15 protein-coding genes, 2 tRNA genes and 2 rRNA genes (1 of these 19 running past the window's edge) are annotated in these 21,918 nt (G+C 36.1%); 6 read left to right on the top strand and 13 right to left on the bottom strand.

Annotation, left to right across the window (positions count from 1 at the left end; genetic code table 11):
• Positions 1-105 precede the first annotated feature (105 nt).
• Entirely contained in the window at positions 106-1,296 is a 1,191-nt protein-coding gene (locus tag HN014_RS00270) for an aspartate aminotransferase family protein (protein WP_176026916.1), read from the bottom strand.
• Between the two features lie 47 nt (positions 1,297-1,343).
• The gene (locus tag HN014_RS00265; protein WP_176026915.1) at positions 1,344-3,080 is read right to left on the bottom strand and encodes an OstA-like protein; all 1,737 of its coding nucleotides are present in this window, start codon (positions 3,078-3,080) and stop codon (positions 1,344-1,346) included.
• 276 nt (positions 3,081-3,356) lie between these two features.
• On the opposite strand from HN014_RS00265, the gene HN014_RS00260 reads away from it, so the two are divergent.
• Both HN014_RS00260 and HN014_RS00255 read left to right on the top strand, forming a co-directional pair.
• Positions 3,357-3,863, top strand: a complete 507-nt coding sequence (locus tag HN014_RS00260; RefSeq protein ID WP_176026914.1) for a hypothetical protein — start codon at positions 3,357-3,359, stop codon at positions 3,861-3,863.
• Positions 3,860-4,756: a hypothetical protein gene (locus HN014_RS00255; RefSeq protein ID WP_176026913.1), complete on the top strand. Its 897-nt coding sequence runs from the start codon at positions 3,860-3,862 to the stop codon at positions 4,754-4,756. The genes HN014_RS00260 and HN014_RS00255 overlap by 4 nt, the downstream gene beginning before the upstream one ends.
• Before the next feature lie 82 nt (positions 4,757-4,838).
• Here HN014_RS00255 and HN014_RS00250 read toward each other — a convergent pair whose 3' ends face one another.
• From HN014_RS00250 to thrS, 11 genes are all read right to left on the bottom strand, one after another.
• Positions 4,839-6,110, bottom strand: coding sequence for an adenylosuccinate synthase (locus HN014_RS00250; RefSeq protein WP_176026912.1), 1,272 nt, complete (start codon positions 6,108-6,110; stop codon positions 4,839-4,841).
• The gene (locus HN014_RS00245) at positions 6,110-6,577 is read right to left on the bottom strand and encodes a Fur family transcriptional regulator (RefSeq protein WP_176026911.1); all 468 of its coding nucleotides are present in this window, start codon (positions 6,575-6,577) and stop codon (positions 6,110-6,112) included. Before HN014_RS00245 ends, HN014_RS00250 begins: the two co-directional genes overlap by 1 nt.
• A 31-nt stretch (positions 6,578-6,608) precedes the next feature.
• On the bottom strand, positions 6,609-8,813 hold the full coding sequence (locus HN014_RS00240) for a bifunctional (p)ppGpp synthetase/guanosine-3',5'-bis(diphosphate) 3'-pyrophosphohydrolase (protein ID WP_176026910.1): 2,205 nt from the start codon (positions 8,811-8,813) through the stop codon (positions 6,609-6,611).
• 159 nt (positions 8,814-8,972) lie between these two features.
• Positions 8,973-10,205, bottom strand: a complete 1,233-nt coding sequence (locus tag HN014_RS00235; RefSeq protein ID WP_176026909.1) for a M48 family metallopeptidase — start codon at positions 10,203-10,205, stop codon at positions 8,973-8,975.
• Positions 10,206-10,265: 60 nt separating this feature from the next.
• Positions 10,266-11,075, bottom strand: coding sequence for an RNA methyltransferase (locus HN014_RS00230; protein ID WP_176026908.1), 810 nt, complete (start codon positions 11,073-11,075; stop codon positions 10,266-10,268).
• 43 nt (positions 11,076-11,118) lie between these two features.
• On the bottom strand, positions 11,119-13,890 hold the full coding sequence (locus HN014_RS00225) for an ATP-binding protein (RefSeq protein WP_176026907.1): 2,772 nt from the start codon (positions 13,888-13,890) through the stop codon (positions 11,119-11,121).
• A gap of 7 nt (positions 13,891-13,897) precedes the next feature.
• Positions 13,898-14,308 (bottom strand): hypothetical protein, encoded by a 411-nt coding sequence (locus HN014_RS00220; RefSeq protein ID WP_176026906.1) that lies wholly within the window; start codon positions 14,306-14,308, stop codon positions 13,898-13,900.
• 173 nt (positions 14,309-14,481) lie between these two features.
• Complete coding sequence (gene rplT, locus HN014_RS00215; protein ID WP_176026905.1) at positions 14,482-14,826, bottom strand: 50S ribosomal protein L20; 345 nt, start codon at positions 14,824-14,826, stop codon at positions 14,482-14,484.
• A gap of 115 nt (positions 14,827-14,941) precedes the next feature.
• Positions 14,942-15,139 carry a 50S ribosomal protein L35 gene (gene rpmI / locus HN014_RS00210; RefSeq protein WP_176026904.1) on the bottom strand — a complete coding sequence of 66 codons (198 nt, stop codon included), beginning with the start codon at positions 15,137-15,139 and terminating at the stop codon, positions 14,942-14,944.
• Between the two features lie 71 nt (positions 15,140-15,210).
• Complete coding sequence (infC, locus tag HN014_RS00205) at positions 15,211-15,726, bottom strand: translation initiation factor IF-3 (RefSeq protein ID WP_303246390.1); 516 nt, start codon at positions 15,724-15,726, stop codon at positions 15,211-15,213.
• 74 nt (positions 15,727-15,800) lie between these two features.
• The gene (thrS, locus tag HN014_RS00200; protein ID WP_176026903.1) at positions 15,801-17,747 is read right to left on the bottom strand and encodes a threonine--tRNA ligase; all 1,947 of its coding nucleotides are present in this window, start codon (positions 17,745-17,747) and stop codon (positions 15,801-15,803) included.
• 806 nt (positions 17,748-18,553) lie between these two features.
• Here thrS and HN014_RS00195 point away from each other — a divergent pair.
• The 4 genes from HN014_RS00195 to HN014_RS00180 all read left to right on the top strand — a co-directional run.
• Positions 18,554-20,079 (top strand): 16S ribosomal RNA (locus tag HN014_RS00195).
• Between the two features lie 69 nt (positions 20,080-20,148).
• Positions 20,149-20,222 (top strand) — tRNA-Ile (locus HN014_RS00190).
• A 91-nt stretch (positions 20,223-20,313) separates the two neighbouring features.
• Positions 20,314-20,387 (top strand) — tRNA-Ala (locus HN014_RS00185).
• Between the two features lie 165 nt (positions 20,388-20,552).
• Positions 20,553-21,918 (top strand): 23S ribosomal RNA (locus tag HN014_RS00180); it runs 1,456 nt beyond the window's last position.
• The 16S and 23S rRNA genes sit together here with 2 tRNA genes alongside, the layout of an rRNA operon.

Raw genomic sequence — 21,918 nt, 5'->3', positions numbered from 1 at the left:
TGATACTGCTCTATTTCTTATTTAAAATTACAAATGATTTTTATTGAAAAATCAGCTGAATACTAATTGTTTTTAACAAACTAATTAACAAAAGATATACCACAGTTAGTCGATGTCAGTATGTATTTCATCTAAAATACTGAGAATGATATCACATCCCATTTTTATTTCCTCTTCACTTATTGTCAGCGGAGGGGTTATTCGAATTGCTTTGGGCTCGAAAAGAAGCCAGAAAAGTATGACTCCGGCTTCCTGGCATCTAAGGATAGCCTTAGAAGTAATGTCTTCGGATGGGGTCATTATTGCCAGCATAAGACCAGTGCCTCTTATTTCCTTGATTAAAGGATGGATTAGTAAGGATCGGAATAGTTTTTCTTTTTCAAGTGAAGCTGCCATTACGTCACTTTCGGTTATCTCTTGTAAAGTAGCTAGTGCGGCGGCGGCAATGACCGGATTTCCTCCAAAAGTGGTGATATGTCCTAGTTTAGGATTGTCTTGTAATAGGTTCATCGTCTTAGCGTCGGTTGTAAATGCTCCGATAGGCATACCTCCTCCCATACCTTTGCCCATAACCACAATATCTGGAACAATATCATAATGCATAAAACCAAATAACTTTCCGGTTCTTCCGAAACCAGGTTGAATTTCATCTAAAATTAACAAAGCACCTACTTCAGAACATCTATTGCGTACTTTTTTTAAGTAGTCATTTACAGGAGTTATAAAACCGGCTCCTCCCTGAATAGTTTCTAAAATAACGGCAGCAGTTTTAGTGGTGATTAGGGATAGCTCTTCTTCTTGGTTAAACGTTATGTAATTAACATCCGGAATTAAGGGTCTAAATGCCTGTTTCCGTTCTTCAAACCCCATAACACTCATGGCTCCCATAGTGTTTCCGTGATATGCTTTTTTTGCAGTGATAATCTGACTTCTTCCAGTGGCTCTTCTGGCAAGCTTTAAAGCTCCTTCGATCGCTTCTGTTCCTGAATTGGTCAGATAGGTTTTTTGAAGAGGGAATGGTAAGTGTTCTGCCAATAATTTCGTGAGTGTTACAGCTGGCTTTAGAATGTATTCCCCATATACCATTACATGCAGGTAACTGTCTACCTGCTCTTTGATAGCATTTATAACTCTAGGGTGTTGATGACCTAAACTACAAGCAGAAACTCCTGCTACAAAATCCAGATATTTTTTATGAGAAGTGTCATAAATAAAAGAGCCTTTGGCATATGATACTTCCATGGCCAATGGTGTAGAAGTCGTCTGTGCCTGATATGTGAAAAAATCCTTTTTCATTTTTTTAAAAAGCGTTTTAAAGCGTACGGTAATAAAAAGGTCAAGTCTTAATTATCCGGAGGAAGTGTTTCCTCATTTTCATCCTCGGGAGACGGATTTAGTTCTTTATTTGTCTTTTTGAGTTCTGCATCTTTTAGGTGTTGTTCCATAAGACGAGACCCTTCAGGGTTATTGTCTTCGAGTCTTTTTAATGTTTTTTCGTCGAAGAAATCCTCTTCTTCCTTTGGGAGAGGGATTCCTTTTATTTTAGTAAGTACAGGTTTTTTCTCTCCTTTGAATAAATCTTTTTTACTCATGATTTGTTCATCCCCCCTCCAGTGAAAACCGGATAGTTCTCGAGCATTTTCTGGTAGGTCAATTTCTCTATAGAGTGTGCCGTCTACATTTTGATAATAATAGACATCCTCAATTTCTCGATTGGTAAATAATAACCGTATTGAACTTGATAAAACTTTATTAATTCCAATGAGTTTTAAGTCTCCTTCACTTTCTCTTTGATAAAAGATAGTTTCTGTGTTTTTATCTATATCTACTTGATAGAGTTCGTTATCTTTGAATAAACCTGTTAGTGTTTGTCCTTTGACCTGATTATATCCTGCCTGTAAGGTGTCTTCCTGAACTAAAAATGCATTTTGATATACCAGAAGTGAATCTAGTTTTTCGGTTTCTGTATTAGATATTATTTTTATGGTATCTCCCGTCATTTGATTTTTTTCGGACCAGATGATAGGACGTCCGATTAATTTGGTATATCCTGTAGTTTGATTCACATTAATAGAATCACTTTTGCCGCTCATATTACTCTTGTATATTCTTACATCATAAAAACCATTCATGATCCGATGATTAGGTTTTCCTGTTACCATGAGTGTATCGCTATGTATGTATATAGAGTCGTTTTCCTGTAAGGTAGCTGCAAGTGCCCTTTTGGTAATAAAAACAGAGTCTTTGTCTTTAAAAACCTCGGCATAATGACCGGTAATGACCGATTTATTAGTGGTATCCAATACTTTAATATTATTAGTAGCCGAAGCAAACTGAATACTGCTGTTATAAAAAATACTATCCCCAAACACGGTGCGATTGTTATAGTCAATTCTAGCATTTTTTATCGCATATCCTACATTGACCTTTGTATCATAAAAACCCCTCTCACAATATAAAGTACTTTCTTTTCCTTTTACAGTAGAAGGTCCGTAAAGATATGTGTGACCATTTTCTGAAAAATAGTCCAAACGATCTGAATTGACTGTGTTTTCCGGGTTAATAATTTCTACATTAGTATTAAAAGAATATTGTTTTCTATCCATGTAATAGCGTCCAATCAGACTGGTCAATGTATTAGAAGAATCTTTGACCGTTCCTCCACTTCTGTAATATGCTTGTTGTTTTAAGCGGTCAAAAAAGAGCGTATCCGTTTGCAATGTATTTGATGGGGTTTCCATAAAAACATCATCACTGGCATAGGCAAACTGAGTATTACCATTGTATTCAGCATATTTACTAGTCATGGTAATTGTATCTCCTTGTTTCATTTTTACATTACCAAGTGCTTTTACAAACTTATTTTCGCTATAATGAATTGCTTGATCACACCAGATTTCAATTCCTTCGTGTTCCATATATACTTGCTTGTCTACTTTAGCAAGGATAGTTGCTCCAGGAAAACGTTCCTGATCCTTAATAGTACGATCCGATTGTACCTTTATTTTTTTGCCTTCCTGAGCCGAGGTAAAAAAAGAACATAAAAGGGCGAATACGATAAATATTGATGTGTTTTTCAAGTCTACTGAATTTGTGTGCAAAATAACGAAAATTGTATCTAATAGATGAATGTTCCAATGGTAAAAAATGGCTTAACAACACATTAAAAACGTCACAAAACAAAAAGTGTTACAAGGAATTCAATATAAATATACGTATCTTTAGAAAGTACTGATTGTGCCGTTTATCGGTTGAAAAAACATTTTTAACGTATAAATCATGCTTAAATTTATAAAATTAACATAATTTTACGATTTGGTAATTGTGGAATTATAATTTAAAAAAAGTAGATCCTCATGAGAAAAATAATACTTGGATTGTGTATTGGTTTTAGTCAGTTGATATTTTCGCAAGTTGACGCTGATGCCATTTTTGCGTTACAGCGAGTTACTACGACAGAAATGAATGCAATTGTTTCTCCTGCAGAAGGGGCTATGGTATATAATACTGATACGGAAAGAGTTTATGAGTACGATGGCGCACAATGGTTGAAATTGATGGTAGAAAAAAGTATTATTAAGAATGTAACCGCTAATTATACATTAGTATTAACGGATAATGGATGTGCTATCACAGCTAATAGTACTACAGATATGACGATTACGATTCCGGCAGGTTTGCCAGTAGGATATAATGTTAGTATTTATCAAATTGGAACAGGGGTGGTTACTATTCAGGGAGCAGCGGGAGTTACCGTTCGACACCGATTACTTCGTTTTAAAACAGCTGGACAAGATGCAGGAGTAGGGGTGTTGTCGACTGGCACAGATACATATCATATAACTGGAGATTTGACAAAATGAAAAAGATAATACTTTATATATGTATAGCACTTGTTATGTATGAAGGGAATACTCAGATAGCTTATTATAATCAATTCCCAACATTGAATTTACACCACGTATTAGACGATAAACTGGATAATATCAGTTTTGCTTTTTCTATGCGATTGGTGCATTCTGATTATACAGGTCCGCTGGTACGGTTGAGAAGGGTAAGTGATAATGCGGAACAAGATTTTTGTGCGGGACAAAATGATATTGTAGATATAGACTTAATCAATACCTGGAGAGGGGGAGCTAATGTATTTGTTGTGACCTGGTATGACCAAAGTGGCTTAGGAAGAAATGCAACCCAAACAGATATAAATAGACAGCCTCGTTTTTTTCCGGATGTTACAATCCCTCACTTTCAGGGTGATGGAACCAATGATTTTTTGATAATAGGAACCAGTATTCAGGTGTTGACTAATAATGGAGTTAATGGAACTGTATTGGGAGTTATGAGAGCGACTACGAAGTCACAGCACTCATTTGGAGTATTGACGAATAGAGATCGATGGTCAACTCATATTAATTGGAGTGATAACAGAATGTATTTTGATCCTGGTATTTGTTGTAATTCGAGTAGAAGTATTGCTAATGGAGCCAGAGTAAATGTATGGGATCATTATTCCTTTATGAAGACAGATACTAATGTGATTATCCGGGTAAAAGGGGTAGAGTTGCTAAATGGAGCACATACAACAGGTCGTTGTACAGTGAACACCAATTTCTCTATTTGCTGGGCTAATGGGAATGGAGTAAATAATTTTTCTACAACTTCTTTTAGTGAATTAATCATGTACAATACACATATCAGTGCGACTTTTTATGAGGGAATAGAAGATAATGCTGTTGAGTTTTGGGGGTTGTAATTAGAAAAGATAGAGATTTCTGAAAAAATAAAGGCTTTCTGAAATTCCAGAAAGCCTTTTTGTATGATAAAGGATCACTTTTTTATCTGTGAATTGTTTGTTTTCTGTCAGGTCCGACAGAAACAATTGTGATCGGTGTTTCAATTTCTTTTTCTATAAATGCTATATAGTCGTTTAATTCCTTAGGGAGTTGAGAAGCTTCAGTCATTTCTGTAAGATCTTCAGACCATCCTTTTAATTCTGTGTAAACAGGAGTTACATTTTCAGGTTCGATATTGTAAGGAAGGTGTGTGATAGGTTCTCCCTTATATTTATATGAAGTACATACTTTTAAGGTTTCAAACCCGCTAAGTACGTCTCCTTTCATCATCATTAATTGAGTGACTCCGTTTACCTGAACAGCGTATTTAAGAGCGACTAAATCTAACCATCCACATCGACGAGGTCTTCCGGTTGTTGCTCCAAATTCATGTCCTACAGTTGCCATGGTTTCCCCATCTTTATCAAATAATTCGGTAGGGAAGGGACCACTACCTACTCGGGTAGTATATGCCTTGAAAATACCAAATACATCCTTAATTTTATTAGGAGCAATTCCTAAACCAGTACATGCTCCGGCAGCAGTAGTATTCGATGAAGTCACAAATGGGTATGTACCAAAGTCAATATCCAGTAAAGATCCTTGTGCTCCTTCTGCTAATATTGTTTTTCCTTCTTTTTGCGCATTGTGAAGGTATTCTTCGCTATCTATAAATGTCAGTTTTTTGAGGTTCTCAATTGCTTCAAAAAACTTGCTTTCCAGCTCAGCTAGATTGTATTCAACTTTTACGTTGTAAAAAGCAATCATCGCTTCATGTTTATCCGCTAATGAACGATAACGATCTTTCCAGTCATCAAGCTCTAGATCTCCAATACGGATTCCGTTTCTTCCGGTTTTATCCATATAAGTAGGGCCAATTCCTTTTAGAGTCGAACCAATTTTTTCTTTACCCTTTGCTAATTCTGAAGCTTTATCAAGAATTTGATGGGTTGGCAGAATCAAGTGTGCTTTTCTGGAAATAAGAAGTTTTGATTTGTAATCAATATTATATTTGTCCAGATTTATTAATTCGTTATTGAATATTACAGGATCAATTACAACACCATTACCAACTACATTAATGGCTTTATCATGAAAAATACCACTAGGGATTGTGTGTAATACATGTTTTATACCATCAAACTCCAAGGTGTGTCCTGCATTTGGTCCTCCCTGAAATCTGGCTATTATATCATAATCTTTTGTAAGAACGTCTACAATCTTTCCTTTACCCTCGTCTCCCCATTGAAGACCAAGTAATAAATTTACCGCCATTAGTTATCTTGATTTGTTGATTTTTTTTTCGTTCCGTAGAAATACAAAGAATGATTTGTAATGTCTACTTCAAAAATTTCTTCGATTGTTTTTTTTATTGATTGAATCCTGGGATCACAAAATTCCAGTACTTCTCCAGAGTCTGTGAGGATTAAGTGATCGTGTTGTCTGTCGAAATACGATTTTTCGTATTGCGCCTGACTCTGACCAAATTGGTGCTTTCGTACCAATTTACACTCCATCAATAATTCGATAGTGTTGTATAAAGTCGCACGACTCACTCTGTAGTTTTTGTTTTTCATTTTGATATAAAGAGACTCTATATCAAAATGATCGTCACTCTCATATATCTCTTGAAGGATGGCATATCGCTCAGGCGTTTTTCTATGCCCTTTTTCTTCTAAGAAGCTTGTAAATACATTCTTTACAATATTCTGATCGTTTTGTGTGTTTGATTTATTGCCCATAGACCTAAAAAATGCAAATTTACATTATTTTTTATTCTCTTACTACTTTATCTATACCACTTATCTTAGAAAGATTATTTATGGCTGTTTTTAAGGTGTTTTGATTTTTGACTCCTACTGTAATTTTACCAGTAAAAACCCCATCATGCGTATCAAAGTTCATATTATAGATTGCAAGGTTCATATTGTTGGATATGATTTGCGTTACTTCATTAACGACTCCGATATTGTCAATTCCATTCAGACGAATTACAGCTTTGAATTCTTCCTGGCTAGAGTCAATCCATTTGGCTTGTATAATTCGATATGCGTAATTGCTCTGTAATTGGAGTGCGTTAGGACAGTCTTTTTTATGAACCTTTATTCCTTCATTGACAGTAATAAAACCAAAGACATTATCTCCCGCAATCGGATTACAACAGTTTGCTAGCTTATACTCTAATTTATCAGCATCTTTTCCAAAAACAATTAAGTCATATTTAGAAGTGATTTCTTCTTTATGAAGATCATTCGAATTGTTCCTTCTCATTTTATTCTTGATAAAATTCATGAAGGCATTACTCTTAGTGGTAGCGAATTCTTTGATCTTTTTATTGTCTATTGTACCAATACCAACTCTGTAAAAAAGGTCAAGACTGGTTTTAAGTTTAAAATACAATACGAGCTCATTAACTACTTTTTCATTAAGGGTAATTTTTTGAGATCGCAGTTTTCGTTTTAAAATGACTTTTCCTTCTTCAGCAATATGTTTTTTCTCTTCTCTTAGTGCTGATTTAATTCTTCCTCTTGCTCTGGCTGTGGTTGCATAATCCAACCAGTTAGAAGATGGTTTTGATTTTTCAGAGGTAATAATCTCTACCTGATCTCCACTTTTTAATTCGTGGCTGAGTGGCACGAGTTTACCATTAACTCTGGCGCCTCTGGTTCTAAGACCTATTTCTGTGTGGATAGAAAAACCAAAATCTAGAGCTGTAGCTCCTTTTGGAAGGGATTTTAAATCTCCATTCGGAGTAAAAACGAAAATTTCTTTGGCATAGAGATTCAATTTGAATTCCTCAACAAAATCCACCGCATTTGCTTCTGAATTTTCCAGGGCTTCTTGAAGTCGATTTAACCATTCATCTAATCCTCGATCTTGTTTTTCTCCTTTGTTCTTGTATTTGTAATGAGCAGCATATCCCTTTTCAGCGATCTCATGCATTCGCTCACTTCTGATTTGTACTTCTACCCACTTACTATCAGGTCCAATAACAGTGATGTGAAGAGCCTCGTATCCCGTGGATTTTGGTTGTGAAATCCAATCTCTTAATCGTATCGGATTAGGACGGTAATAATCAGTGACAATTGTATAGATTTTCCAGGCAATAAATTTTTCGTTTTCTAAATCCGATTTGTAGACAATTCGAATCGCAAATTTGTCATATACTTCATCAAACGCAATATTTTGCTTCACCATTTTTCTCCTGATAGAGAAAATAGATTTAGGGCGTCCTTTGATATCATAATTAAGCCCTTCCCGGTCTAAACCTTCTTTGATTTTGTCTGAGAATCGTTTTATATATGCATCCTGTTCTTCTTTACTTTCTGTTATTTTTTCCAGGATATCATTATATACTTCTGGTTCAGTATATTTTAATCCCAGATCTTCCAGTTCTGTCTTGATGTTATATAAGCCAATTCTATGTGCTAAAGGAGCGTATATATACAGCGTTTCAGAGGCTATCTTTACTTGTTTGTCAGATCGCATAGCATCCATGGTCTGCATGTTGTGCAATCGATCTGCTATTTTGATAATAATAACCCGGACATCATCATTTAATGTGAGAAGCATTTTTCTGAAGTTCTCTGCCTGAAGTGAAATGTCCTTATCCTTTTTTAAAGAAGATATTTTAGTAAGACCATCTACAATTCGAGCTACGGTTTCCCCAAACATTTGTTCAATGTCTACCAGTGTATATTCCGTATCTTCTACAACATCATGTAATAATGCAGCAGCAATAGAGGTCGCATCAAGACCAATTTCACTGGCAACTATTTTTGCAACTGCGATAGGGTGAAATATGTAGGCTTCTCCACTTTTTCTGCGTTGATTTTTATGTGCATCAACGGCAATATCGAACGCCTGTCTGATTAACTTTTTGTCTTCTTTAGAAAGATCACGATAACTAATGCGTAGCAGTTCTTTATACTGTTTGGCTATTTGTTTATTTTCTTCTTCTATATCCGCTTCTGTCATACATAAAAATTTCTTAGAAAGCCATGGTTAGTTGTTAGATGATTTGTGAAAATGTATCTAAAGTTAAAATAAAGTTAAACCTTCAATTAAGGAAGGTAAAATATTTATAGATAAATGTACGATTAAGAATCGTAACAACCAAGTTGCTTTTATAAGGTTTTACTTGTTTAAATTCCGAATTCGCTGCAATAGTGTTGGGTGTGAGTAATGTACGAAAACCGTTGCAGGGTGTGGGGTGAGGTTACTTAGGTTATTTTTGGATAATTTTTTTAAACTACTGATTAGCGCGTGGGCATTATAGGTTTCTTTGGCAAAATCATCGGCCTGATATTCAAATGCCCTGGAGATATAATTCATAACAAGTCCGGTGATTTCAGAAATTGGGCTATACAGTACCCCGAATGCAACTAGTCCTATGTGGAATGAAGGCTGTTCAACGCCTAATGCTTCTGAGAGTATCGGATTATTTATAAATAAAGAAAGAATCCAAAGTGTAATTCCTGTTACAATGATAGATAGTACAAGGTTGTATATGATATGTTTTTTCTTGTAATGTCCCACTTCATGTGCCAGTACGGCAACGATTTCTTCATTAGAAAGATTTTTGATAAGTGTATCGTAAAGCGTAATTCGTTTTTCACTCCCTAAGCCTGAAAAATAAGCATTCGCTTTTGTACTTCTTTTAGATCCATCGATAACAAATATATTTTTTAATCGAAACCCTACTTTTTCGGAATACGCTTCAATTATATCTTTTAATTCTCCAGCAGCAAGAGGTGTTTGTTTATTAAATAGAGGCACGATAATTTTTGTGTAAAACATGTTCATGCATAATGTAAATAATGAAATCAATAGCCAGGAGTATATCCAGAATTGTTCGCCTGTTAGTTGGTAAAACCAAATTACCAGAAATAAAATTCCTCCTCCGATGAATATAATCATCAGGACTTCCTTTATTTTGTCAATAAAAAAAGTTTTAGTCGAAGTTCTGTTGAAACCAAATTTCTCTTCAATTACAAATGTTCTGTAATAAGAAGCAGGAATTGATAAAATATCACTAGCTACCATTATAATACCGAAGAAAATAAGACTAATGATAGTAGGGTTGGTAGAGATGCTGCGGGCAATAGTATCCAACCAGGAAAAACCATCCAAAAAGAAAAATAGTAAGGTAGCGATTAAGGTAATACTGGATTGTACTATTTTAAACCTGAAGTTCATTGTTTTGTAGGCAATGGATTTTTGATATTCTTCTTCTGGGTAGATGTCTTTTAATTCGTCAGGGATTTTGTTATTGTAATGACTGGCATTGAGTATATCCAGAATAGTGTCGAATAAAAATACGACGACTAGTATCATAATGAGTAGGTAGAAAAGGAGGTTGGGGGTCATATTTTTTGGGTTATGGTTATTTGTATTTAAGAGTAATCTTTTATGCTGATATTATATATATTAAAATTCAAAATTTCTTTGGCGCTTTGCCTCATAAATGAGAATACCGGCAGCAACCGAAACATTCATGGAATCGATTACACCATTCATCGGAATCTTTACATTTTTATTCGTGTTCTGTAACCACATGTCAGAAAGACCTGTTGCTTCTGTACCAACGATAATTGCACTAGGTTTAGTATAATCAATTGAATAGCAATTTACGGCATTTTCCAAGGCTGCCCCATATATATTAATATTTTGTTGCTTTAGAAAGTGGATAATTTCTTCAGAGGAACCTGTTGCAATATGATTTGTGAATATACAACCAACACTCGATCGTATAATATTTGGGTTGTAAATATCGGTTTTAGGGTTGGCAATAATCACTGCATCAATATTGGCAGCATCTGCCGTTCTTAGGATGGCTCCGATGTTTCCAGGTTTTTCAGGAGATTCAGCAATCAAAATAAGTGGGGTCTTGTTTTTGAAAGAGAGTGTGTTAATAGCATTGTCTTTGGATTGTGCAATGGCAATGATTCCTTCAGTGCTATCCCGATAAGCAACTTTTTTATACACGGTTGAAGTAATTTCGAATAAGGGAAGCGAAGCATTTTCTTTTTTTACAAGCGCAAGTGCCTCTTCTCTAGGGAGAATATCAGGGCAATAAAAGACTTGTATAAGAGTGTACCCTCCCTCAATTGCCAGAGTGATTTCTCTTTTGCCTTCTATGACAAAACAATTTTCTCTTTTTCGGACTCTGGATTTCTCTATTAACTGAGATAGAAATTTAATTTTACTATTCTGTGTACTGGTGATTTGTTCAAGCATATGACAAATATAGGCAGAGAATGCTAAAAAGAAGATGTTGAGGCTAAGAGTTTCTTTCTGTAAGAAGCGTTTTTATTTCTTGAATGATTAATGGGAAATCAGAATCTAATTTTTTTATTAATAAAGAATTCTTGTCTTGAGAAGTGATATTTTCAGAAGAATGTTCAATTTCTTTGAGTATTTCAGCTTCTCTGTTGAGACCTAGTGTTTTAAAGCTTGATTTTAATTTGTGAGCCATGCTTTGAGAAGTTAAGAGGTCCTTATCTTTGATCGCTTTCTGAAGAGTCTTGTAATCTTTGGTGCTTTCTTCTAGAAATATATTGAGAATAGATTTTATAATGTCAGGATCATTGTCAAAAGTCTGTTCCAATGAAGAGAAATCACAAAATGTTCTTGTAGGAATAGTACTAATAGTGGTATTGGGGGATAACGTCTTTTTTTGCAAAAGGGGAGAAGGGGACTGCAAACTTATGATGATCTCTTCCAGTGCTTTTTCACTAATGGGTTTGGTTAAATAAAAATTCATTCCTGATTCGATGGCAGCTTTCTTTGATTCGGGAAAAACATCTGCGGAACATGCAATGATTGGAATTTGATTGATTTTTGGATTGCTGGATTTTCGAATATTTATTGTTGTTTCTGGTCCATCCATAACAGGCATATGCATATCCATTAGAATTAGATCGTATGTATTGTTTTCTAATTTTTTTAAAGCAATTTTTCCATGATCCGCTATATCTGCTGCGATGTTCCAATTAGAAAATAATTGTTTGATAAAAAACTGATTCATTTTATTGTCTTCTACAACTAAAACATTTAGACCGGATAGATGTGAAAAATTAGAAATCTTTTGATTTTTTGATTTTTGATTTTTAATGTATGTCGATAGTTTACTTTTCTTATAGGTAATAGAAAACTCAAAAACAGATCCCTTGCCAGGCTCGCTTTTTACATTGAGATATCCATTTTGTAACTCGATCAATTGTTTAGAAATAGACAATCCAAGTCCAGTTCCTTCTATTTTGTTTTTACCCGGTTTATGAACCTGATAAAAACTTCGGAAGATGTTTTTTAACTTGTCTTCTGGGATACCGACCCCAGTGTCTTCTACAGCAAAATTAATAGTACAGGTGTCTTTTTCCTCCTCTTTGGTATATACATTAATACTAACTTCTCCTTTGTGGGTGAATTTAATAGCATTACCTAGTAAGTTTGTTAGTATTTGATTGAGACGAAACTGATCTCCTATGATAAATTTTGGGAGTTTAGAATCGATATTGGTGGTGTAGGTTAAGCCTTTTTCCTCAGCTTTTATGCTAAAACCTCTCGATAGGTTTGTGATTAATTCATGAATATTGAAATCCGTTTTATGTAGGGTGAGTTTCCCTGCTTCGATTTTAGAAAAGTCCAAAATATCATTAATGAGAACTAATAAATTCTCTGCGGAGAACTGAATTCCCTCTAGATTTTTTTTATCTGATTCAGGGTCTTCAAACTGTCCTTTTTTAATGATACTGGTAAGACCTAAAATTACATTAAGAGGGGTTCTTATTTCGTGACTCATATTAGATAAAAAAACAGATTTGGCCTTTGCAGATTTTTCAGCAGATACTTTGGCCTCCCTTATTTCATTATCAATAGTTTTCTTATTAGTAATATCTCTAAAGAACGCATTAAATAAGTAATCGTCTTTGATTTTTATAGCGATGATGGTAAGCTCTATATGAACAGTGGTTTTGTCTTTTCTTTGTACTGAAGTTTCAACTCTTCTGTTGATCAAGAGGTCATCTCCGGTATGGATGTAGTTATAAATACTACTTTTTAATTCTTGCCTGAGCTTGTAAGGAACTAGAGAGTATATACTTCTTCCAATGGTTTCTTTTCTTTTTACTTCTAAAATTGTCTCTGCCTGCTTATTCCAATTGAGTACTATTCCTTGACTATTGACCAGAATGATTCCATCCATAGCAGTTTCAAGGATATTAGCCTTTAGATGTTCACTGTGCTTTAATTCCTCTTCGATTTTCTTGCGCTCTATGATTTCTTTACTCAACTGATCATTTATATCCTGTAAATTATGCAATTGCTTTTTTAGCATTTTCAGCATTTGTTGTTTACTAGGAAAATTGATCAAATCCTTACTTAATATTTCCTCTGGGATTACATTGAGCGTGGCTGTAAAAGAGTCTAATAAGTGATAAGACTGAAAATGTTTTTGATAAATGAGTAAGTATATATTAGCAATTACATTTTCTCCCAGGGAATCTTTTATTTTCGAAAAAATTAATAACGAGTAATTGAGGAGTTTCTTCCGTTCACTGACCAGGTTTGTTACAAGTCCGTCATGTTGAGTAGTCAGGTATTGTTTGATTTGTAATATTTCGGAGTCATTAAAACTTCCGATTAATTCAGAAGCTTTTTTTAAAACTTCCGATAAAAAAATCTTACAGATAGTTAGTTCTTGTTCCTTTAGAGGTTGGAAAATAAGCTTGAAATTGGTGTATTTCCTTAATTCGCCATAAGAGTCTAGTACTTTTGTTCGAAGTTGTTGTTTGGAATAACGCTGAATAATGTTTTTTTCTATAAGATGTTCTTCCAGTAATAAATATATTTCGGTTAGTGAATCTATTTTATGGGTAAAAGATAATTCTTTAAAATAAGAAATTTTCGTTTTTAAATTTATGGCGTTAGAAGGTATGTCGATTTCTTTCCAAAGAAAGTCAATAAGTTCAATTATCTTCTTTTCTTCTGTGTTCTTTGGAAAGTCAACATTTTTATTGGGTGTTATGATTTTTCGAAACCAACGTCCAATCATAGAGGTGTCATATTTTACTGGCTTTATATATCTTATAGAATCCTAACGCTGAAAGTCCCCAGGTAATTATAAGAGCAATAAACCATACATAGTTGCCCAGTGTATCTCCCAGAAGTGTTTTGAATAAATTATATCCAAAAATATGAGCAATTTGCATATGTAGATGCCCAAGGGCCATAACAACAAACCCCCAGGCTAATAGAGCCATTCCTGCTCCTAATTTCCCGCCCTTTAATCGGGTTGCTGTAAGAAAACTAAAAATAAGCGCGATAGCTAGGAAGGGGAGTTCGAGTAGACCAAAAATTTGCTCAGCTCCAAGAGTGCCTTTCTCGTGTAATGATCCTGAATCTTGGGCGATTATGGGGATGCTGTTTAATAGCGAAAGTAATAATACAGGTAAGAGGTAATTTTTTTTCATACGATTCAAGTTTAGTTAAATGTAAGAAAAAAAAGTGTATAATGTGCTATGTTTAATAGATAAAACGCATGTTTTATCCGATAAAATGCATTTTTTTAAGATGAAATACAAAAAAAATCCTGTAGGTTTTACAGGATTTTTTTCTAAATGAGATTATATTTTTATTAAAAAAATTACTTTATTTTATCCGCAATAGCTTTAAAAGCTTCAGGGTTATTCATTGCTAAATCAGCAAGAACTTTACGATTAAGTTCTATGTTGTTAGCTTTTAATTTTCCCATAAATTGAGAATAAGATAAACCGTGTAAACGAGCACCTGCATTAATACGAGTGATCCATAGTGCACGGAAAGTTCTTTTCTTATTTCTACGGTCTCTATAAGCATATGACATTGCTTTGTCAACCGCATTTTTTGCTACAGTCCAAACATTTTTACGACGTCCGAAGTAACCTTTTGCTTGCTTAAGAACTCTTTTTCTTCTAGCTCTTTTAGCAACTGAATTTACTGATCTTGGCATAATTTTAAATTTTTTAGTAGTAGGCGTCTGCTTGCGCAGTACTTTTGTATATCATTTTTTTGATAAGAGCCTAACTCCTGGGTTTATAATAATTCTAACCGGATTAAAGAAGAAATTACTTAATACGTAATTGTTCTTTAATACTATTTTCATCGCTTTTGTGCACTAACGTAGAGTGCGTTAAAGCAAGCTTACGCTTTTTAGATTTTTTAGTCAATATATGACTCTTAAAAGCGTGCTTTCTTTTGATTTTACCAGTACCAGTAAGCTTAAAACGCTTCTTAGCACTAGATTTCGTTTTCATTTTAGGCATTGTATCCTTGTTTTTATAATAATCTCACTTATTATTTTTATTCTTTGTATTTAATGAAAAATAAAAGAAGGTTATTTTGTTTTCTTAGGTGCGATGAACATAATCATTCGCTTTCCTTCAAGTTTAGGCATTTGCTCTACTTTTCCATATTCCTCAAGTTCTTGAGCAAGTTTTAAAAGCAGAATCTGACCTTGGTCTTTGTAGATGATAGAACGTCCTTTAAAGAATACATAAGCCTTTAATTTGGAACCTTCACTTAAGAACTTAATAGCATGTTTCTTTTTAAACTCATAATCATGCTCATCTGTATTGGGTCCAAACCTGATCTCTTTGACAACAACTTTTGTTGCTTTAGATTTTAGGGCTTTGTCTCTTTTTTTCTGTTCGTATAAGAATTTTTTATAATCCATTATTTTACAAACAGGGGGTACTGCTTTTGGTGAGATTTCTACCAAATCTAATTCTTGCTCTTCAGCAAGTGCTAGAGCTTTTTTGGTAGGGTATACACCTACCTCTACGTTATCACCAACTAGACGTACTTCATCAACTCTAATTTTATGGTTGATTCTGTGAGCATCTTCTTTGATTACTCTTAGTGGCTTTTGAGACCTTTTTCTTCTTATTGCTATGACTTAAAAATTTAAATTAAACTTAGTTTATATTAAACATCAAATTTCTTCAATGTCTTATCAATTTCTTCTTTTATAATATTAGAGAACGCTTCGATATTAACAGTACCAATATTCTCTCCTCCATGTTTACGAACAGAAATTGTTCCGTCTTTTTCCTCTTGTTCTCCAACAATGATGATAAAAGGGAACTTGTTCATTTCTGCCTCTCTGATTTTTTTACCAATCGTCTCATTTCTATGATCGGCAAGGGCGCGAATTTCGTTATTTTCTAACAAATTTAAAACTTTTTCCGCGTATTTTTCATATTTCTCGCTGATAGAGAGGATAATGGCTTGTTCAGGCATAAGCCATAATGGGAAATTTCCACCTGTATGTTCTAGTAAAATTGCGATAAAGCGTTCCAGACTACCAAAAGGTGCTCTGTGGATCATAACAGGTCTGTGTAGCTCATTGTCACTGCCTTTGTAAGTGAGGTCAAATCGCTCAGGTAGGTTGTAGTCAACCTGAATAGTACCGAGTTGCCAACTTCTGCCCAAAGCATCTTTTACCATAAAATCAAGTTTAGGACCATAAAAAGCAGCTTCTCCTTCTTCTATGACGAAATTAAGTTCCTTGTCTTTTGCAGCATTAATAATAGCTTTTTCTGCCTTTTCCCAATTTTTTGCTTCTCCTATATATTTCTCCGGTTTCTTCGGGTCTCTTATAGAAACTTGTGCTGTAAAGTTCTCAAAGCCTAAAGAACCAAAAACGTACAATACTAAATCAACAACTTTTTTGAATTCTTCATCTAGTTGATCAGGGGTGCAAAAAATATGTGCATCGTCCTGAGTAAAACCTCTAACTCTGGTTAATCCGTGTAATTCTCCACTCTGCTCATATCTATATACGGTACCAAATTCAGCGTAGCGTTTCGGAAGATCCCTGTATGACCAGGGGTTATTGTTGTATATCTCACAGTGATGAGGACAATTCATAGGTTTTAATAAAAACTCTTCCCCATCAGCAGGAGTATTTATTGGCTGAAAGCTGTCTTCTCCATATTTGGCATAATGACCTGAAGTTACATAGAGCTCTTTTTGACCAATGTGTGGTGTTACGACCATTTCATAGCCTGCTTTCTTTTGGGCTTTCTTTAAGAATTGTTCCAGGCGTTCTCTGAGTGCAGCACCTTTAGGGAGCCATAAAGGAAGTCCTTGACCTACTCTGGATGAGAACGTAAATAAACCAAGCTCTTTACCTAATTTTCTATGATCCCTCTTTTTGGCTTCTTCTAAAAGTTCTAGATATTCTTTAAGCTCTTTTTGTTTAGGGAAAGAAGTACCATAAACACGAGTCAATTGCTTGTTATTTTCATCTCCTCTCCAGTAAGCACCCGCTACACTCATGATTTTTACAGCTTTGATAATTCCAGTGTTAGGAATGTGTCCTCCACGACATAAATCAGAGAATGTATCATGGTCACAGAAGGTAATGGTGCCGTCTTCCAGGTTTTCAATTAACTCTACTTTATACTCATTTCCTTCTTGCTTGTACTTTTCTAAAGCTTCCGTTTTTGAAACAGCTCTCATTTTAAACTCGTGTTTCCCACGGGCTATTTCAAGCATTTTATCTTCGATTTTTTTGAAATCTTTTTCGGAAATTGTCTGATCGCCAAGATCTACATCGTAATAGAATCCATTTTCGATTGCAGGACCAATAGAAAGTTTTACGCCAGGGTATAACTCTTCCAAAGCTTGTGCAAGGACATGAGAGCTTGAATGCCTAAAGGCATTTTTTCCTTCGTCATCTTTCCATGTGTATAAAATAAGATTACCATCGGTTGTCAATTCGGTAGAGGTCTCAATGGTATTGGTATTGAATTTAGCAGAAATAACATTTCTTGCGAAACCTTCACTGATGTCTTTAGCAACTTCCATAGCGGTTATTCCGCTGTTGTATTCTCTAACCGAGCCGTCTGGCAACGTAATTTTAATCATGTTTTTATTATATTATAAGAGACAAAGATAATACGATATTAAAATTCATACAACACTTAGGGGTTACATTTATTATATAAATGATTGATTTTTTTTACAGAAAACATTTAGTTTCTTACGAAGTGTATATATAGTAAGGTAAAAGGAGCGTTTTTGTTTTGGTTTGATCAGGAACTTTTTTATGTAAAGCTAAGTTTTTGTTTGATAGCGGATTGCTAAATAATTTAAAAAAAACGCAAAAAAAGTATTGCTGAATATGAAAAAGGTTGTATGTTTGCACCCGCTTAGCCGAGGGGCTGATGTTCATTGAAAACGGGGATTTTAAAGGAGTAAGTATTTAGAGATACTTGCTTTAAAAAATCATTAAAAAGCACACTTTTTTGTTTCGGTAAAATACATGTTTTCTTGTAAGAGTAGGTGTGAGTTATCGAGTAATTATAGTAAATTTTTTGTTAGGTAAACTATGGTTTATTTAAGATTTAAAAACTGTTATGAAAAAGTAAAAAAAACTTTAAAAAAAGTTTTGTGAGAAACAAAAAAGGTTTGTATGTTTGCACCCGCTTATCGAAAGGATAAGAGTTCATAAAAATAGTTATACTGGAGTAAAGTACTGATATACTTAATAAGGTTCGATTCCTATTTAACGTACGAAAAGACGGTTTAATTTTCGAATTAGACTTACGTTCATAAACATATTGATTGACAGCGCGTATATAGAAATATATAAGCATTAGAATTAAGACTAGAAACATCATTGAGAAGACAAAATTCCATAGTTGTTGAATCTAAATAATATTTAAGAATTCACGATGAAGAGTTTGATCCTGGCTCAGGATGAACGCTAGCGGCAGGCTTAACACATGCAAGTCGAGGGGTAACAGGAGATTGCTTGCAATCTTGCTGACGACCGGCGCACGGGTGCGTAACGCGTATAGAATCTACCTTTAAGTAAGGGATAGCCCAGAGAAATTTGGATTAATACCTTATAGTATTATTTGATTGCATAATTAAATAATTAAAGATTTATCGCTTAGAGATGGCTATGCGTTCTATTAGCTAGTTGGTATGGTAACGGCATACCAAGGCTACGATAGATAGGGGTCCTGAGAGGGAGATCCCCCACACTGGTACTGAGACACGGACCAGACTCCTACGGGAGGCAGCAGTGAGGAATATTGGACAATGGAGGCAACTCTGATCCAGCCATGCCGCGTGTAGGAAGACTGCCCTATGGGTTGTAAACTACTTTTATAGAGGAAGAAACCGCAATACGTGTATTGCTCTGACGGTACTCTACGAATAAGGATCGGCTAACTCCGTGCCAGCAGCCGCGGTAATACGGAGGATCCAAGCGTTATCCGGAATCATTGGGTTTAAAGGGTCCGTAGGCGGGCGTATAAGTCAGTGGTGAAAGTTTGCGGCTCAACCGTAAAATTGCCATTGATACTGTATGTCTTGAATAATTGTGAAGTGGTTAGAATATGTAGTGTAGCGGTGAAATGCATAGATATTACATAGAATACCGATTGCGAAGGCAGATCACTAACAATTTATTGACGCTGATGGACGAAAGCGTGGGTAGCGAACAGGATTAGATACCCTGGTAGTCCACGCCGTAAACGATGGTCACTAGCTGTTTGGTTTTCGGACTGAGTGGCTAAGCGAAAGTGATAAGTGACCCACCTGGGGAGTACGTTCGCAAGAATGAAACTCAAAGGAATTGACGGGGGCCCGCACAAGCGGTGGAGCATGTGGTTTAATTCGATGATACGCGAGGAACCTTACCAGGGCTTAAATGTAAGTTGCATGATTTAGAGATAGATCTTTCTTCGGACTACTTACAAGGTGCTGCATGGTTGTCGTCAGCTCGTGCCGTGAGGTGTCAGGTTAAGTCCTATAACGAGCGCAACCCCTGTTGTTAGTTGCTAGCAGGTTAAGCTGAGAACTCTAACAAGACTGCCGGTGCAAACCGTGAGGAAGGTGGGGATGACGTCAAATCATCACGGCCCTTACGTCCTGGGCTACACACGTGCTACAATGGTATATACAGAGAGCAGCCACTTGGTGACAAGGCGCGAATCTATAAAGTATATCACAGTTCGGATCGGAGTCTGCAACTCGACTCCGTGAAGCTGGAATCGCTAGTAATCGCATATCAGCCATGATGCGGTGAATACGTTCCCGGGCCTTGTACACACCGCCCGTCAAGCCATGGAAGCTGGGGGTACCTGAAGTCCGTCACCGCAAGGAGCGGCCTAGGGTAAAACTAGTAACTGGGGCTAAGTCGTAACAAGGTAGCCGTACCGGAAGGTGCGGCTGGAACACCTCCTTTCTAGAGATTACGATACAATTATGGTTATTCTTATTTGTTTTTAGTCTTAAGCTGTTAATTAAGATATGCAGTCTCATAGCTCAGCTGGTTAGAGCGCTACACTGATAATGTAGAGGTCGGCAGTTCGAGTCTGCCTGAGACTACGAAGTTCATATTTATAGATACTGGAAATTTTAGAAGTTGAGTTTAGCTACTTCATTTTGTAGGAGTTTTTAAGACGCTTCTTGGATATATGGGGGATTAGCTCAGCTGGCTAGAGCGCCTGCCTTGCACGCAGGAGGTCATCGGTTCGACTCCGATATTCTCCACAAGGTAGTATATTTATTATACTACAAGAATAGATATTGATTTTTAAAATTAATTATCTGTTTTATAACGTTCATTGACATATTGATCAAAATAATACGAGCGCACAAAAAAAGTGTGTTAAAAAAAATATAGTAAATAAAAACTAAAGAGCATAAAAGCAAAACGCATAAGCTAATTAAGGGCGTATGGGGAATGCCTAGGCTCTCAGAGGCGAAGAAGGACGTGATAAGCTGCGAAAAGCTACGGGGACTGGCACATACAGATTGATCCGTAGATATCCGAATGGGGCAACCCGGTATATTGAAGATATATCACTCCGTAAGGAGGGCAAACCCGGAGAACTGAAACATCTAAGTACCCGGAGGAGAAGAAAACAACAGTGATTCCGCTAGTAGTGGCGAGCGAACGCGGAGCAGCCCAAACCTATATAGCTACGGCTATATAGGGGTTATAGGACTACAATATTTGATAAGGATTGAATTAGAAATGTTTGGAAAGACATACCATAGAGGGTGATAGTCCCGTATAGGTAAGCTTCTTATTGATAGTAGTATCCTGAGTAGGTCGGGACACGTGTAATCCTGATTGAATTTGGCGGGCCCATCCGCTAAGGCTAAATACTCCTGAGAGACCGATAGTGAACCAGTACCGTGAGGGAAAGGTGAAAAGAACCCTAAATAAGGGAGTGAAAAAGATCCTGAAACCATACGCTTACAAGCGGTCGGAGCCTATTAAGGTGACGGCGTGCCTTTTGCATAATGAGCCTACGAGTTACTTTATCTAGCAAGGTTAAGGTGTTCAGCACTGTATCCGTAGCGAAAGCGAGTCTGAATAGGGCGTTTAAGTTAGGTTGAGTAGACGCGAAACCGTGTGATCTACCCTTGGGCAGGTTGAAGCTTTGTTAACCCAAAGTGGAGGACCGAACCCGTTGACGTTGAAAAGTCTTGGGATGACCTGAGGGTAGGGGTGAAAGGCCAATCAAACTCGGAAATAGCTCGTACTCCCCGAAATGCATTTAGGTGCAGCGTTGATATAGTTTTATAGAGGTAGAGCTACTGATTGGATGCGGGGGCTTCACCGCCTACCAATTCCTGACAAACTCCGAATGCTATAAAATGTTTATCAGCAGTGAGGGCATGGGTGCTAAGGTCCATGTCCGAGAGGGAAAGAACCCAGACCATCAGCTAAGGTCCCTAAATATATGTTAAGTTGAATAAACGCGGTTGAACTGCTTAGACAGCTAGGATGTTGGCTTGGAAGCAGCCATTCATTTAAAGAGTGCGTAACAGCTCACTAGTCGAGCGGTTTGGCATGGATAATAATCGGGCATAAACATATTACCGAAGCTATGGACAGAAATATCTGTGGTAGGGGAGCATTGTAGTTGCGTTGAAGGTGAGAGGCGATTCTTGCTGGAGTATCTACAAAAGAAAATGTAGGCATAAGTAACGATAAGGCAGGCGAGAAACCTGCCCACCGAAAGACTAAGGTTTCCTCAGCTATGCTAATCAGCTGAGGGTTAGTCGGGCC

The organism is Aquimarina sp. TRL1, assembly GCF_013365535.1.
Taxonomy (GTDB): Bacteria; Bacteroidota; Bacteroidia; order Flavobacteriales; family Flavobacteriaceae; genus Aquimarina; species Aquimarina hainanensis.
The sequence above is the reverse complement of the archived record's forward strand: the minus strand, read 5'-3'. Positions and strand labels throughout refer to the sequence as shown.